Raw genomic sequence first — 16516 nt, 5'->3', positions numbered from 1 at the left:
CGGCACGGGCATGACGGGTGTCGAGGTCGGCGGTGAGGACGACCGCGTGGGCGTCGTCGAACTCCAGAGTGATCGAGGGGCGTCCGCCGAGCGGCCAGGAGCGCGAGGGGGTACGGGTCCGGCTGTACGAGGTGTGCGTGTGCGTTGTGCGCCCATACCGCCCTGCCGGGCCCGGAGTTGGCGTGCACGTATGCCACTACGACCGCGTCGTCCGGGTCGGTGATCAGCTCGTCGCAGTGGCGGCACATGCGCAGCACCGACGTCATGACACTTCCCCGGGCTGGGCGTGGCAAGTGCAGCCACAGCGACGCATCAGCAACAGGCCGCCTCCGTGGGGCAAGGGGACGTCCTCGGTCTGGCGGCAGGTGCGGTGCAGGTCCGCGTACTCCGGCCGTTGTGCGACGGTGCATTCCGCTGATGGGGGTGGGGTGTCTGTGGCGGCGCGGATGGTCACAGTACGGACTCCTGCCGCCGGTGAAGGGGACAGGCGCAGGGCGGGAAGGCGTTCCTCAGGGGCAGCGGCCCGTTGCTCCCCAAGACCCTGACCACACCACGATCCTCGATGATCTCACCGCTTCCACCGCGCACCGTGTAAACGCGGATGGTCATCCTGACCCCGGGTTCGCACTCCCTCTCGGGGGCTGTAGCTTTCGACATGTCGACGCTCCTAGTCAGTGTTGACCACGCCCCGGGACCGTTCGCGCGGTCGCCGGGGTATTTCGCATCAACTGTCCGCCTTGGCAAGGCTGCTGACTTCCCACCTGTGGGTATCCCCACCATGGGTAGGCTGAGAGTCAGCCGAGCGCAACACACTGTCACCAGCAGGCACGACGGGACACCTCATGACGGGCTACGTACCGCCGACCGCGCTCCCGCGCGGGCTCTTGGACCGTGCGGACATGCGAACTGCCATCAGGGCGCACGACTTCGGCACGGTGTTCCGCCTCGCCCGAAGTGCAGCGGGGATCAGTTACTCGAAGATCGCCGTCGAGTGCGACATCAAGCCGGAACGCGTCGGCTTGCTGGCACGTGGGCATGGCAGTGTGACCACCTTCGAAAAGGTCGCCCGGATCGCCGACGCGCTGCGCATCCCCGGAGGCATGCTCGGTCTCGCCCCACGTGCGTGGGAGGAACCGTCAGCGCTGCACCGCGCGCTCCCCAAACCTCTATGTCCGACCACCGCCGAAGGAGACGGAGACGAAGTGCGGCGTAGGGAGTTCTTCAAGTCATCGGCTGGGGCTGGGCTTGCCGTCGGTTTGCCCGAACTTGCTCGCCCTCAGACAGGCCGCCGAGTCGGGAGCGAGTTTCCCAAGCGGCTGCGAGAGCGCGCCACGCGACTACGCCGCCTGGACAACGTACTCGGAGGCGGGGACACATACCGCGTCTACCTGGGCGAGTACCAGGCCACCAAGGCTCTGATCCGCGATGCGACCTACAGCGAAGGGACGTACAGGGCACTGCTTTCCGTACTCTCCGAACAGGCCCAGCAAGCCGGTTGGGCCGCGTTCGACAGCGGTAGGCACGCCGATGCGACCGGGCTGTACGAGGCAAGCCACATGGCTGCTGTAGAGGCCGAAGACACCGCACTCGCCGGCAACGCCCTCGCCTTCCTCGCCTACCAGACACTCAGCGGCGACCGACAGGCAGGCATAGAGACGGCTGCTCGCTCGTGTGCAACTGCGGGACCTGACGCGGCGCCCGGGGTACGCGCGCTGCTACAGGAACGGCTTGCCTGGGCGTACGCGGTCGCAGGACTCGCGGGTGAGACGGAACGCGCCCTCGCTGCCGCAGAGTCCGCGCTTGCGGAGGTCGACGACGCACCGCAGCCGGACTGGGTGGCATGGGTCGACCGGAACGAACTGAGGATCATGACCGGCCGATGCTGGACGGAACTCAGGCGCCCGCTCCGCGCGGTCCCGGTCCTGGAGACAGCCCTGGCCGAGTACGACGACACGCACGCGCGGGACAAGAGCCTGTACCTGTCCTGGCTCGCCGACTCCTACATGGCTGCCGGGGAGATCGAACAGGCGGCCTCTGTGACAATCCGCGCCCTCGACCTCTCCGCCGGAGTCGCCTCCGTACGGCCGCGCGAGCGACTTGCCCCAGTCCTGCGACGACTTGGTGGCCATCGGTCGCTTCCGGAAGTTGCCCAGGCACTGGAGAAAGCCCAAGCCTGACAGTCGGTCACTCTTCTGGCACGTGCGCAAGGGTCGCGCTTACCCACCGCAGGTAGGCATCCGCCCCCGCGACGATCGGCACCGCCAGGATCTCGGGGTTCTTCCACGGGTGGCGTTCCAGAAGGTGTGCCTCAAGTTCGGCGTACCTGTCGGCCCGGGTCTTCAGGAGGAGCTGCCATTCCTCACCGGTCCCGAACTCGCCCTCATGCCAGAAGACGGAGCCAACCGGCCCGACGATCTGCGCCCCGGCCGCCAAACGACCACTCACCACCGACCGAGCCAGCTCCACAGCCTGCTCACGCGACTCGGTCGCCGTCGACACCTGCACGAAGTCAGCCATGTTGGCGAGCATATCTCGCACCAGCTTTCACGAGTTCGGGCGTAACGCTCGTGGATTTAATCTGGCTACGAAGTCGGGAAAACTTGCTACCCCCGTACGAAGCCAGGTAACAGACGTACTGAGAGGCAGCTGCACCTCACTCGTCGAAGACCACCATGTGTGTTGGCGGGCCCGGCATCAGCGAAGGGCTTCGGAAGTCTCCCTTGACCGTCACGTCACGCACCACCTGGTAGACACGCCGCACAGACTCGCCGCCGTACTCCTGGAACGTAGGTGTGGCTTGGAGTAGCAATGCGCTGTTCGGGAGGATCGAGACATCCGAAAACGCCCCCGTGCTACACAAACCCTCTACTCCTCCGAGAAGCGGAGCGATTTCACCCGGGACAACCATGAGCCATGAGTAGCCCCTGAGTCTCGTCTGCCACTGTGGCGTGTTCTCTACTGGATCACTCACCGGGCCACGCAGCTGGTTCTCCAGCTCAGTGGTGACTGCGCCGCCTCGCTGGTAGGCGACGTGCCCGAAAACCACATTGTACCGATTGCAAGCCCAGCGGACCACAGCAAGTAGCCGAGCATGCTCGGCGTCTGTTGTCTCGGGATCGATCAGCGCCGCTGCATCGACGTCGAGATTCAACATTACATAGTCTGCCAGTTCTTCGTGGAAGGCTACGGAAAACCGGATATCCGAATCACCAACCTCACCCTTCTCCACGAAACGGCCAATCTTCACACTCGCCGATTCAGGACGATCAGAAATTTGACACTTCAGCCACGGGAGCGCATCTTCGACGTACGGATTATATAGAACGTCGAAATTCCCTTCGGGGGAAACGTGAACATATCCCCAACCGCTTGATTGACTTTCGCGGGAAATGACATCTTGCACGCGCAAGAAGCCTCGTTCAGAAACAGGAAGACCATCCGGAAGCTCATCGAGGTTTCCATGAAGGTCGTATTTCCTAACTCCACTCGTCAGCCAGTCAAATGCCGAGTCAAACAAGGCATGGTGACGCTCTTCGCGCACCGTGAGTTCCACGACAAGCCCATGACTGATGCTGGAGTTAATCGAGTGGAGCACGTCCACTTGAACCGCCTAAAGGTCGCACTGGATTTTCACGGGGTTCAAGGAACTGGGGCAACCGACCCCGCCAAGAACCTTACCCTGCCCATATGCCTCAGGAACCCCGAGGGAAACCTGAGTTCATTCCAGCCCGAAGGGGCTGGTTACCATCTTACCGAAGACAAGAAGCGCTCCCGCCCCGATGGCACCCCATGCAATATTTCTCTGCTGCTCGGGGGTCGGTTGCCAAACCTGGATCGTCAACGGCGCTGGCACAGTAACGGGTTCCATACCGTCCGGCGCCTGCCCCCTCGGAGGCTGCCTGCGCGTCCACCAACCGATCACGCCATCGTACTGTTGTCCCTTACGCGGCGAATTAGTTCGACTCCGCGTTGACTGTGCTACGAGTTGCTGCCTCGGATTCAACGGATCCACCGTAGCTACCTGAGGAAGATCCGGCCCTCTCCTCACAGTCCTGTATGTTCGTTCCTTCCGTTCAATCCTCTGCAAAGCCCCGACATAGCGATCAAGAGCCTCAGGACCATCCTCCTCAGCCGAAATAGCCGACTTCATTTCCCAAACGAAGATTTCGTCCGGAAAAATGAGGACTATGTCCGCACTGCCGCCTTTACCCTTCCCATTCTTAGGTTGCGCTCCTTTTATGTAGTACTCGGTGTGCACCTGAACATCTGGATTGTGTGACCAGAGCGCGCGCAAGTACGCCGCAACAGCCTGTACCGCAGCATCGTGTCGAATTTTATCAGCAGCCAACTCCTTCGCCCGACCCTTACGCGAGGTACTAGAATTGCTCGAGGCGGTAGAAGCGGTGCTATTACCGAGGCTGCCACCGCCTTCGCGCGGTTCGTTGTGGCCGGTTCCGTCGTCGACTCGCAACCCCGTCGGGTCCGAGCGGGAGACCGGGCTGTTGTTGCTGTACGCGTACCCGTTCATCTGAAGCGGATCCGCGAGGTCGATGATCGGGTCCGCCGACAGGAACCGCCCAGACGCCTGGTCGTACTCCCGTGCCCCGATGTGCGTAAGCCCAGTAGCCGCGTCGTCGATTCCGACGCCCAGGTAGCTCCGCTTGTTCGGCCAGCTCGCCGGCTTCGGCCCCCGTGCCTCCCCGTACGGCTTGAAGGCACGGCGTGTCACCGGCTGGCCGACCGTCGTCACGTCCACCGTCGTGTTCGACGTGCCCAGGTGGTCCGCCAGCATCACGTTGCGCTTGTGGCCTGTCGTCGCGCCGTTGCTCGTCGAGCGGACCACCGTCGGGGCGCCCGGGTGGGCGTACGCACGCGAAGCACGCACAATCGTGCCGCTCGCGTCCGTCGTCACCTCTGTTTCGCCCAGGTAGAGGGTCGAGCCCGACGGGGAGTTCTCCAGGAGGCGGTTGCCGTTGGCGTCGTAGACGTACGTCGTTGTCGTGCCGTCGTCCGTGATCGCGGCCGGCTTGTTCTCTCGCGTCCAGGTCAGGGACTGTGTCGTCGTCGACAGATCGCGGGTCGTCGTGTTGCCCACCGCGTCGTACGCGTAACTGCTGCCCCCGCCCGTCGGGGTGGTGGCGATCCAGCCCAGTGTGTGCGGCTGCTTGCCCGCGCTGTTGCCGTAGCCGTACTTGAAAGTGACGTCCTTCGTCGCGTCCGCCGGGTTGTACTCCGTCATCGCGGCCCGGTTGCCCAGCCAGTCGAACGTGAACGACTGGCGGTATGCCGTCGCGCCCGTCGAGACCGTCGAGGACTCGGGGGCCGTCGCCGCCAGCGTGGTCGTCAGTGACGTGTCCGGGGTCGTCGTGTCCGACAACGTGTCGGGGGCGTCCGCCACCGGGCCCGACGAGGCCGCGTAGTCGGAGCGGTAGCCCCACGTCGTGCCGTTCGCCGCCTTGCAGCTGGTGCCGTCGGTCGGGGTGATCTTCGACGTCCAGGCGTTCACCAGCTCGCCCATCACGTCGTACGTGAAGCACTGCGTGTCCCAGGGCGGGGTCGTCGAACCGTCCGTCAGCTGGCGGGAGTTGGACGTGATCATCCCGGACTGGTCGTAGGAGTAGTAGCTGTCCGTGATGCGGTGGGGGTCGGCTGTCTCGCGGTCGGCGACCGTGCGCTGGAGGCGGCCCGTGGCCGGGTCGACGAAGTTCGTCGTCCACACGCGGTAGGGCTGCGCGCCGGAGACCGTGCGAAGGGGCTCGCCGTACGGGGAGTAGGTGACGTCCGCCGTGTACCAGGTCAGGCCCGAGGTCGACTCCGGCAGGCCGTCGCTGTTGTAGCGGGTGACGACCTTCTCCCTCGGCAGGCCGCCGATCGCAGGCAGCGTCACCGACAGGGGGTTGCCCGTGGGGGTGTACGTGTACCCGTAGGCGTACGTGCCCGACAGGCCCGCCGTCGTCGCGCCCGCCGCCGGGATCTGCGTCTCGGTGCCCGTCGGGCGGTACTCCGTGTCGTAGCCCGTGACCCGGTTCGTGTAGTCGCCCTGTGAGGTGTGACGGACCGACGCCACCGGCTGGCCCAGCGCACCCGGCAGGCTGTCGTACGAGAACGACTTCACCGGGTCTGCGGTGGCCGAGCCCTCGCGGACGTACGTGACACGGCCGAGGTCGTCGTACTGCGTGAACGTCGTCCGGTTCTCCGCGTCCGTCACCTTGTTCGGGCGGTCCGCCTCGTCGTACCAGGTGTCCGTCTTGCCGACGTCCGGGTCGGTGGTCGACTTGACCCGGCCCCGGGCGTCGTACACGTACGTCCAGATGTTGCCCGCCGGATCCTTCACCTCGGTGCGGTAGCCGCGGGCGTCGTACGTGTACGTCGTCGTACGGCCCGCGTCGGTGCTCGACGCGTCCTTGTAGTGGCGGATCGAGGTGACGCGGCCGAGGACGTCGGTGTACGTGCGCGTCCGGGGCGAGGTCGAGCCGGCCGGGTTCACGTACGTGCTCGTGTCGCTGTAGGTCGTGTACGTCGCGTACTTGTACTCACCGGCGTGGTACGTCGATTCGCGGTACGGGCGTTCCAGGCCGTCGTAGCGGAACTTGACCTTGCTCGGGATCAGGGTCTCGGAGCGAGGAAGGAAGATCTCCGCCGTCGGATCACCCTGCGCCAGATAGGCGCCCTTCTGCTCGTCCACCAGGCCGTGGTCGTCGTACGTCGTGTCGGTGACGACGCGGCCGGGGCCGTGCGCCTCCGACTGGGTCTGCACCTGGCGCGACAGGCCGTCGTAGAGGGTGACCTGCCTGGCGTACGTGCCGTCGTCCTTGAGGGTGCTGGTGGTGACTGCGGCCGGACGGGTCACACTGCCCGTGGCGATCGCCGACTGGTAGTCGATCACCACGTCCGGCTTGCCGCCCGCCGAGCGGGACGGGGACCAGCCCTTCACCAGGCGGCCGAGGGCGTCGTACTCGCTGCGCGTGACGCGGCTGTTGGCGTCGGTGACCGTCAGGGCCAGGCTCCGGCCCGGGTCGAAGGTCGTGGTGACGGGGTGGCCCTTGGCGTTGGTCACCTTCACGGAGGTGACCGGGCCGCCCTCGTCACCGGGTGTGTACTCGGTCGTCGTCGTGCCCGCCCCGGGCTTCGTGACCGTACGGACGCGGCCCAGCGGGTCGTACGTCGTCGTCCCGGCGACCACGTCCGAGGCTCCGGTGCCGTCGACGCCGGTGACGGTCGTCACCAGGCCCCTCGACGGGATCTCGATGTCGCCCGTACTTCCGTCGTAGCTGTTGCGGACGGACTTGATGAGCTTGGTCGCCGGGTCCGCCGCCGCGTATCCCGCGCACGAAGTACCCGTGCTGCGCTGCGACTTGGGCAGGCCGATCAGCCAGGCCACAGGGTTGTGGACGTACGTCGTCACCGTGCACGTCTGGTCGGAGAGGGTCTCGGCGGTGCCGTTCGGCTTGACCACCGCCGTCTCCACCTGGACCGGCAGGCCGTACGTGTCGTCGACCGTCGTGAGGGTGCGGACCGCGCGCCAGCTCGTGTCGACGGTCTGGATGGAGTCCGTACGCCTGACTCCGCTGCGGTGGGCCAGGAGCGGCTCCATGTCCGTGGCGTCCTCCGCCTCCCTCGGGCGGGACGCGGTCTGCTTCGACCAGGGGAAGTTCAGGGTGCGGTTCTGGACCTTTCCGCCGGAGTCCAGGTAAGTGATCGTCTCCGCCGTCATGCCCGCGTACTGCCGGTCGTCGTCCGCGAGCAGGGTGAGGGCCTGAGTGGAGTCCTTGACCTGGCCCCCCACCCCCAGGAAGTAGCGGGTCTTGGAGTAGGACTGGGCCTGGAGGACACCGTTCCCGGGGGCGACGCTGCTGCCCTTCGTCACCGTGACCTCGCGGTAGCCGCGCCAGTCGCTGAAGGTGCGCAGGGACGGGCGGCTGAACTCGTCGTCGCTCTTGGACCAGGCCGGGCCGTCGTACGCGTAGACCGTCTTGATGTCCTGGCCGTGCGAGGTGACCTTGTCCCGTTCCGTGACGGACTCGACGACGTACTTGTTGAACCACGCCTTCGCGGGGGTCTTCTCGTCACCGTCCGGGGACCAGCGGACCGGGTAACACGTGCCGTTGCTGCGGCCGTTGTCCGTGGCCGGGGCGCTCGCGCAGCCGCCCGTGTACTCGACGTCGACATCACCGCCGCCCTCCGTCGACACCGTGCCGATGCGGGGGCGGGTGAAACCGGGGCGCTGGTCGTTCGCGCCTGTGCGGACCAGGTTCGGGAGCTGCTTGTCGCGCAGGCGCACATGCAGTGGTGACGTCGAGCCGACCTTGTACTCGGCGAAGCTGACGCCGTCCTTGTGCTGAACGGTTCCCGTGGTGTCCCCGGGGCCGAAGCCGGTGCGGGTGATCGAGTTCAGCCAGAGGCTGGGGGCCGTGTCGTACCAGTCCTTCGGGAAGGACTGGTTGAGGGTGTACGTGTCGACCTTGCCGAGACCTGTCCGGCCGGCCCGGGCCGCCTGCGTGGTGATCGTGTCCAGGCGCTTCTGCGTCCAGAAGGACGGGAAGGCGGGGCAGAGCTTCGACGTGGACTTGCAGTTGAGGTTGCCGGGGGTGTCCCACCAGAGGCGGTACGCGCCTGGGTCGTCGGTCTTGGCGAAGTTGGTGTCGGCGCACGCCGTCGCCGACTCCAGGCAGCGCTCCTTGGCGCCGAACTCGACCTTCGCCGACGGCTTCGTCAGGTCCGCGCGCATGCCGTACTCGATGGTCGTCGGGTAGGCGAAGCGGTCGTACTGCTCCGGTGCCGTGAACTTCTTCTTCACGGCGTAGTGGTTCTTCTCCTGCGTCCAGCTGATGACCAGCGCGTTGCCGTGGGCGTCGACGACCTTGTCCAGGCCCCAGCGCCAGGCCTGCTGCTTGCCCGCGCCGCAACGGGAGCTTGCGAAGGCGGTGTTGTAGCAGGGCTCGGCCGGGTGGTTGCCGAAGACGGGAACGGTGGAGACGGAGTCGGTGTCGGCGTGACCGCCGCCCACCTTGTTGAGGCCGTAGTAGTACTTGGTGCCGTCGGTCGTGGTGACGATCCAGTACTCGCCGTTGTCGTCCCTGTTGGTGCCGGCCATGACGCGGCGCTCGACCCGGGTGCCGTCGTCCTGCATCGGACGGTAGATCTCGGTGTCGGTCTCCGGGTTGCTGCCGGCCTGCGCGTCACGTACGAGTTCCGTGGTCTTGCCCGCCAGCGACATCACCGCGTTGTACGACACCCAGCACAGGTCGGACGTCTTGTCCTTCGCGGCCTTGTTGTTGGGGGTGCCCGCCTTGAGCGCCTTCCGGTCGTCCTGGCAGCTTCGGTAGCGGCGCTCGATGTGTCCGGGGTCGTAGTCCCAGCCCTCGCCGATCCAGGACACCTGGGGCGAGGAAACCGCCGTACGGCCGTCCACAGTCTGGGAGTTGTAGCCGAGCGCGATGTTCGGGGCCGGCCCCGCGGGCGCGGCCGGGACGGTCAGCGGGTACGACCAGGTAAAGGCGCCCGAGGAGCCACCGGCGGCCCACTTGCCGCTGGACGCGAGGGGCGTCGCCTTGAACGAACCGCCGTTGCCCTGGCCGGAGTCGACCATACCCACGGCGGCCCGGTCACCGGAGGCCGCGACTGCGGTCCCGGTCGTGGCGGGCGAACTGCGGTAGGAGACCTGGGCTGTTGACGGACCGCCAGGGACGGTCTGCGGCGTCGTCGTCGAGGCGGGGGTGACCGTCCCGTCGGCCGCCGTGTCGACGACCGCCGTCACCGACTCGGTCTCCGTGTCGTTGGTCGTCTCCAGTTCCACGTACTCCTGGCACGCCTCGACCGTGGGGGTGTCCAGGTAGCACTCGGGGAACTGCACGAACGTGAGGCGGGAGGCCCAGTCGGCGCCGTAGAGGTTCTTGAACTTGGCGTAGTCGACCTTGACGGAGATCGGGACGGATCCGGTCGCCGGGGCCTGGACACCTATGACGGCGCCGTCCACGCCCTGGGAGACGGCCACGGTGCGGTCGTAGACCGTGACGTCCCAGGTTCCGGTGGGGGCGGCCCGGTCGGGGGCCTGGCCAAGGCTGACGGGCAGGGCGCCTGCGGGTTTGGGGTCGGCCACCTGCTGGGCGGTCGTGCCGGCGCGGAGGGCGGCCGGTGTCGTGGTCGCGGCCGAGTCGAAGTTGACGCTCCCCGTGCCCACGGGCGTGGTCGTCGTGTTCGCCGGAGGCTGCACCCGGTTCGGGGGCACCGTCGCCTTGAGGGTCTCCAGGTGCTTCTCCTCGGTCACGCCCTCGATGGGCACTTCCGGATCGAGCGTCTCCAGTTCGAGGGTGTCCTCGCGACCCTGCTCGGCCGCGGCCGGGTCGGGCGGCACGGCGAACGCCTGCACGGGCAGGAGACCCACCAGCAGGGCCGCGCCGACAGCGGGCACAACAGCCGTACGCAGTCCGGACATACGGCGACTGCGGGCATGCGAAATGCGACCGAACACGGTGAGGTCCCCCCGGCATATCAGATGCGGGAGATTCTGTGACGGATCTGTGGGGTTTCGCTAGATCACCTGTGCGGATGTGATGATCGACACGGTACGTAACATCTTGTAGCGGTTGGTGATGGGCGGAGTGTGACCTACCCGAGGTAACGGAAGCCGCCACCCTTTCGTGATCTATTACGTTATTCTTACCTTCCCCTTACAAATACCGCGTGGATCGGGGGAGTTGAAGGCGGTTGGTACTGATTTGCCGTGCGGGGAGGCACTCCACGGGGCAGCCGTCCGCGGGTGAGGCCGACCACCAATACGGACGCGACGACCGACCGACTCAATCCCGCCCGCATGCGCGAAGCGTGACGACAGCCGACTCTTGAGCCATCATCGGCGGGCCCGGGTCGCGCCCTGCCGCGCGCCCGGTTCCGAGGGGGGAAGGGGAACTCGCCCGATGACGCGCACCACGCGCAACCGGTCTCGCACGCCCGGAACGGGTACGTCCGGAACGCGCATGCCCGGAAGCCGGACCACCGCCGCCGTACTCACCGCGGCTCTCGCCGCGACGGGCATCGTCTTCGTCGGCCTCGGCCTGGACGACTCCGGCTCGGGGGCGGGTTCGGGCGACGGCACGAGCGACAGTCGGCGCGCGCAGCCGGTCACCGAGGCCGTGGCGATCACGCGCGCCGCGAAGACCGGGAAGTCCGTCGAGGTCACCGCAGCGCGGACCGCCCGCTCCACCACCTGGGCCAAGCCCGGCGGCGGCATGCTGAAGAAGCTCTATGCCTCGCCGATCCGGGCCAAGGTGGACGGCGAGTGGAAGGACATCGACTACGACCTGCGCCGCACCGACGCGGGCTGGGAACCGGCGGCCACCAACACGCGGATCGTGTTCTCGGCCGGTTCGGGCGAGTCGTCACGTGCCGGCAGATCCACCGCGTCCACCGAACGTGCCTCCCGTGCCTCTTCCGTCCGCCGCGTCTCGCTCCTCCAAGGCGTCAAGGGCAGCGTCGCCGGCTCGGCCCTGGCCGCCGATACGACGCCAACTCCCCTCGTCACCCTCACCGTTGACGGCTACGACATCCAACTCACCTGGCCCGGACCGGTCCCCGCCCCGATCATCGACGGTTCCCGTGCCCTGTACCCGGAGATCTTCCCCGGCGCCGACCTCGTCCTCACCGCCGACGACGACGGCTTCGCACAGCTCATCGTGCTCAAGAACCGCCAAGCCGCCGCCGATCCCCATGTGCAGCAGCTCTCGTACGGGATTTCCTCCCCCGAACTGAGCTTCCGGCTCAACCCGGTCACCGGCATCCTCTCCGCCGAGAACGCGTACGGCGACGACGTGGCGATGTCGCCCACCCCGCTGATGTGGGACAGCAGCGGCGTCCCGGCGGTCACGGACGGCGGAGTGGGCGCCAGCGCTCAGCCCACCACGGCGGAGTCGCCCGTGCCCACCGACGTACCCGTGCCCGACCCGACGCCCAGCGACAGCACCAGCCCGGCGGACGACGAGCCGGTCGAGACGGACGAGCAGACCGACACGGAACCGGAGGATCTGCCGTCCGCGTCCGACGGCCCCGCGCCGACCGTGTCCGAGTCCCCGCTGCCGTCCGCGCCGCCCGAGCCGACACCCTCGCCCTCGCAGACCGGCTCGGCCGCCACGCTCAACCTGCCCTCTCTCGACGGCCCGTCCCCCGACTCGCGCGGCGAGGTCGTCAAGTCCGGTCTGTCCGGGTCCACTTGGCTGCTCACCCCCGACCAGGACTTCCTCGCCGACCCGGCCACCACCTACCCGGTCTTCGTCGACCCGTCGTTCAAGAAGCACGTCACGGCCTGGACCACCGCCTACAGCCGCCACCCCAACGCCACCTTCTACAACGGCAAGGGCTTCAACAAAGGCGGTACGCACGAGGCACGCGTCGGCTTCGAGTCCGACACCTGGGGCACCTCGCGCTCGTACTTCAACATCGAGTTCGACAAGGCCCTCAAGGGTGCGAAGATCACGAGCGCGAAGCTGTACGTACTGGAGACCTACTCCTGGTCGTGCAGCGCCCGTTCGATGAGCGTGCATCTCACCGGCCCGGTCAATTCGCGCACCAACTGGAAGAACGCGCCGAGGCTGCACGACGGCAACAGATACGCGACCAAGAGCTTCGCGCACGGCTACAAGTCCGGCTGCCGGGACGCCTACGAGACGTTCCAGTTGCGCGCAGCGGCGCAGAAGCGGGCCGACGAGGGCGCCGCCACGATCACCTTCGGGATGCGGGCGAGCGACGAGAACTCGCAGTACGCGTGGAAGAAGTTCCAGGCCAACGGCGACTTCCCACCCGTACTGGACCTCGAGTACAACCGCAGGCCGTCCGCCCCCGACTCCCTCGACCTCGGCCCTGACGCCAAGTGCACGACCACCGCGCCCTACGTCCGGATGGGCGCCGGCGGCATCACCTTCAGTGCCCGCTCGTCCGACCAGGACAGCAACCTGGACTTCCTGGACTTCGACCTCTGGCAGCACGGGAAGTGGGGCAGCACCGGCGACCTGCTCGGCACGACCGGCAAGGTCTCCGTCGGCGAGAACCGGGGCTCGGCGCTGGTCACCACCAACGCGTTCGCCACCAGCAAGTTGATCAACGGCGGCCTCTACTCCTGGCGGGTCCGGGCCGTCGACGACGCCGGAACTTCCTCCGTCTTCTCGCCCCTCAAGACACCGTGCCGCTTCGTGCTCGACCTCTCGGCGCCGAAGCCGCCCAGGGTCAGCTCCGACGACTTCCCGAACGCCGACCGGAAGGACAACGGCCTCGGCCACGACGGCGAGGACGCAGCCTGGAGCGAGAAGAAGTTCGGCACACCCGGGATCTTCGTCGCGCGCGCCCTCGACAAGGACGTGGTGCGCTACGAGTGGGGCTTCAACTCCCCCAACTACGCGTTCGGCATGGACCGGACGGTCAACACAGACGTCCTTGTCAGCGCGGGCATCCGCGACGCCAAACCTCCGGCCGCCGGCCCGAACGTCCTGTACGTCCGTGTCATCGACCAGGCGGGCAACGTCTCCCAGCCGACCAAGTACTTCTTCTACGTCACCCCACGCGACCAGGCCGACGCCCCCGGGGACTTCACCGGCGACAAACTCGCCGACATGATGGTCGTCACCGCGGCCGGCAACCTGGGCCTCTACTCCTCGCGGACCGACGTCAAGGACCTGACCAAAGAGACCGGCGACCTGAACGAGTACTCGATGCCGGGTGCCTACCGGGCCAACCCGAGCAAGGATCCCAACGGCGACAACCTGCCGCCCTTCTCCTCTCCGCCGAAGGAACACTTCAAGGGCGCCCTGATCACCCACAACGGTGACATCTACGGCGGCGACGGCCTCCAGGACCTCGTCGTCCGCCTCGGCGAGCGGCTGTGGGTCTACCCCGGGGACGGGTACGGCGCCGTCAACATGGACAAACGCGTCGAGATCCTGCTGCCCGACGGCGCACCGAGTCCCTCGTCCCTCGACCAGATCATGTCCGCGGGCGACGCCACCGGCGACGGCCGGACCGACTTCTTCGCCACCATCGACGACGAACTCTGGGTCCTCACCGGCTATCACGGCGCGACCATCGACAAGGCGACCCAGCTCTGGCCCTCCGGCTGGACCGGCCGGGACCTCGTCACCGTCCAGGACGTCAGCGGCGACGGTGTGACGGACATCGTCTTCCGGGAGGACGCCACGGCCAAGCTGAGGCTCCGCACGGGCATCGCCGCGACAGGCGGCGGAGTCGACATGACCTCGCTGGCCAGCGGCGGCGGCTCGTCCGGCGGCGCCGACACCGAGTACGCCCCCGCCGGCTGGGACAACGCCAGCATGCTCCACGTGCTCGGCACCCCGGACGTCAACGGCGACTCCGTCCCCGACCTCTGGGCCATCCGCGCGGACGGCACCGTCCGCTTCTACGCGGGCGGCAAGGCGACCGTGGTCCCGGGATCCGGGCGGGAGGTCCTGGCGGCGAGGGACTACTGGAAGAACCGGATCACCGTCGGATGACCGGCTGACGTGCCGCGAGTACGTCGTCGAGGGCCCCGGCCCCGTCTCCGCAGGAGACGGGGCCCTCGGGCGTGCCGGGCACACGATTGGGTGACTCGGTGTGGAGGGGACACCGGTATCCCGTCCAGCCCACGATGATGCTCTCTCGATACCGGCTCCAGCAGGAGGCACTGATGTCCGCAGCAGTTGTTGGGCAGCCCCGCACCGACGAGCCGTCGTTGCTGAACGCGGTCGACAAAATCATGGCCAGTTATCCGGGCTACCGCGTCGAGATCATCGGTGGCCAGATCCTCATGGCCCCCTCCCCGGAAGCGTCCCACGCGCTCGTTCTGACCGGCCTTGTTCTCCCTTTCGCCGCGGCCGGGCTCCACTGCGACGAAACCAAGGTTGTTCAGAACGTCAGCATCTGGCTCCCTGACGGACCAGGGGGCTTCGCCACCCCCGACCTCTGTGTCGTCGACGCCGACATCCACGACCACCACATCGAGCGCAACTGCTATGCCTCGGCGGCCTTCCGACTCGTCCTGGAGGTGACGTCCAGCCACTGGAGGACCGACCTGCAGACCAAGAGCGACGCCTACGCCGACGCCGACGTTCCCGTCTACGTCGTAGTCGACCGCGAGCACGAGCGCCTCCACGTCCTCACGGATCCCAAGGACGACACGTACACCACCCACCGCATCCACGCCCCCGGCGAGATCGTCAACCTCCCCGACTCGATCGGCGCCACGGTCAGCCTCGACGTCGCAGAGATCCTCGAAGCCGGCCAGTCGAAGCGGACTCCCTGATCACGCCGATCACCACACCCGCTCCCACCTCCAAGGATTCCGCCGACCATCCCCTTACCCTGACGCCATGTCAGATGACGAGTCGTACGAACTACTCGGTTTCGACAACGTGCTGCTGCCCGTCGGCAACCTCGCCGAGGCGGTCGCCTTCTACGAGCGTGCCGGGTTTGGCATCACCGCCCGGCTCGACGAGGCCGGGATCGCCGTACTGAAGGTCGGCGCCGAGACCCCCGGCCTGCTGCTGCGCGTCGAGGAGGCGCTCGGCCACCGGCCGCCTCCGTGGGCCTCCCCCAGGATCTGGCTGGAGGTACCGGACGCCAAGGCCGCGTTCCGCGCCATGACCTCGGCCGGCATCACCCCGCTCGACACCCCGCTCTCCGTCGCCACCGGCTGGACCGTCGAGATCGCCGACCCCTGGGGCAACGTCATCGGGTTCACGGACTACAAGAAGCGGCCGGAGCTGGGGCGGTCATGAGGGAGGGCGCCAGCTGTTGATCGTCGTCAGGTCGATGTCGATGTCGAAGGGCGCGGACACCTTCAGGCGGTCGTGGAAGATGCCGGTGAGGCCGTAGGCCTTGGTGGCCGGGTCCAGTTCGTAGACGTACACGACCGGGAGACCCTTGTCATCGTCCTCCTCGACCCGCCAGAAGTGTGGCACCCCGGCTGCCGCGTACTTACGGGGCTTTACCTCCCGGTCGCGTTCACGGGAATCGGGCGAGACGACTTCGACAGCGAGGATGACGTTCTCAGACTGATGCCAAGTCTGATGAGCGCCCGAGTCTGCCTCCCGAGGAATCACCAGGAGGTCGGGTTCCGGTCGGTTCCGCTGATCCAGCTTGACAGTGAACTCCCGGTCGACGTCCAAATGGTCCGGCGCCTGGCCCAGAAGGCTGTATTCCAGCAAGCGGATGCAGCGCATGTGGAACCGGGTTTGCGGACTCATGAAGACGAGACTCCCGTCGATCAACTCCGTGTGCGGCGGGAGGCCCGGAATCCGGTCGAGGTCGTCCGCGGTCCAGCCCTCAGCGGGCGGGATCGGCCAGCGGTACGTCGGCTCATCGCCGAGCCCGTCCTCTGATACGGCGCTCATCAGTGCTCCCATGCGACGGAGTCTCGCCTGTCCGTTCAGCGTACCCAGCGCCGACCGCCGAGGCGCCACCTGAACGAGGTACCCACTCACGGAACGTTTGTGCGACTCATTCGGAGAGTGTCGAACATGACTTGAACGTGTTCAAA

Annotated in this window: 8 protein-coding genes; 4 read left to right on the top strand and 4 right to left on the bottom strand. The window is 67.1% G+C overall.

The features are described 5' to 3' along the window. The first annotated feature begins 899 nt into the window (after positions 1-899). Positions 900-2177 carry an XRE family transcriptional regulator gene (locus ACWCRB_RS32930; protein ID WP_450999545.1) on the top strand — a complete coding sequence of 426 codons (1278 nt, stop codon included), beginning with the start codon at positions 900-902 and terminating at the stop codon, positions 2175-2177. 7 nt (positions 2178-2184) lie between these two features. Here the strand turns inward: ACWCRB_RS32930 and cutA are convergent, their stop codons facing one another. The 3 genes from cutA to ACWCRB_RS32915 all read right to left on the bottom strand — a co-directional run bounded on the left by cutA (position 2185) and on the right by ACWCRB_RS32915 (position 10435). Beyond that, complete coding sequence (gene cutA, locus ACWCRB_RS32925; protein ID WP_450999544.1) at positions 2185-2517, bottom strand: divalent-cation tolerance protein CutA; 333 nt, start codon at positions 2515-2517, stop codon at positions 2185-2187. A 136-nt stretch (positions 2518-2653) separates the two neighbouring features. Beyond that, positions 2654-3601, bottom strand: a complete 948-nt coding sequence (locus ACWCRB_RS32920) for a hypothetical protein (RefSeq protein ID WP_450999543.1) — start codon at positions 3599-3601, stop codon at positions 2654-2656. Positions 3602-3718: 117 nt separating this feature from the next. Next, entirely contained in the window at positions 3719-10435 is a 6717-nt protein-coding gene (locus tag ACWCRB_RS32915) for an RHS repeat-associated core domain-containing protein (RefSeq protein ID WP_450999542.1), read from the bottom strand. Positions 10436-10916: 481 nt separating this feature from the next. On the opposite strand from ACWCRB_RS32915, the gene ACWCRB_RS32910 reads away from it, so the two are divergent. The 3 genes from ACWCRB_RS32910 (at position 10917) to ACWCRB_RS32900 (ending at position 15755) form a co-directional block, all read left to right on the top strand. Next, positions 10917-14492: a DNRLRE domain-containing protein gene (locus tag ACWCRB_RS32910; protein WP_450999541.1), complete on the top strand. Its 3576-nt coding sequence runs from the start codon at positions 10917-10919 to the stop codon at positions 14490-14492. A gap of 173 nt (positions 14493-14665) precedes the next feature. Beyond that, the gene (locus ACWCRB_RS32905) at positions 14666-15280 is read left to right on the top strand and encodes a Uma2 family endonuclease (protein WP_450999540.1); all 615 of its coding nucleotides are present in this window, start codon (positions 14666-14668) and stop codon (positions 15278-15280) included. A 67-nt stretch (positions 15281-15347) separates the two neighbouring features. Continuing rightward, entirely contained in the window at positions 15348-15755 is a 408-nt protein-coding gene (locus tag ACWCRB_RS32900) for a VOC family protein (protein WP_450999539.1), read from the top strand. Here the strand turns inward: ACWCRB_RS32900 and ACWCRB_RS32895 are convergent. Next, entirely contained in the window at positions 15750-16370 is a 621-nt protein-coding gene (locus ACWCRB_RS32895; protein WP_450999538.1) for a Uma2 family endonuclease, read from the bottom strand. The two genes, ACWCRB_RS32900 and ACWCRB_RS32895, sit on opposite strands and share 6 nt — an antisense overlap. Between the last annotated feature and the right edge of the window lie 146 nt (positions 16371-16516).

This window comes from Streptomyces sp. NPDC002156 (assembly GCF_053593675.1).
Note: the sequence above shows the minus strand (reverse complement) of the source record. Positions and strands in the feature narration are given on the sequence as shown.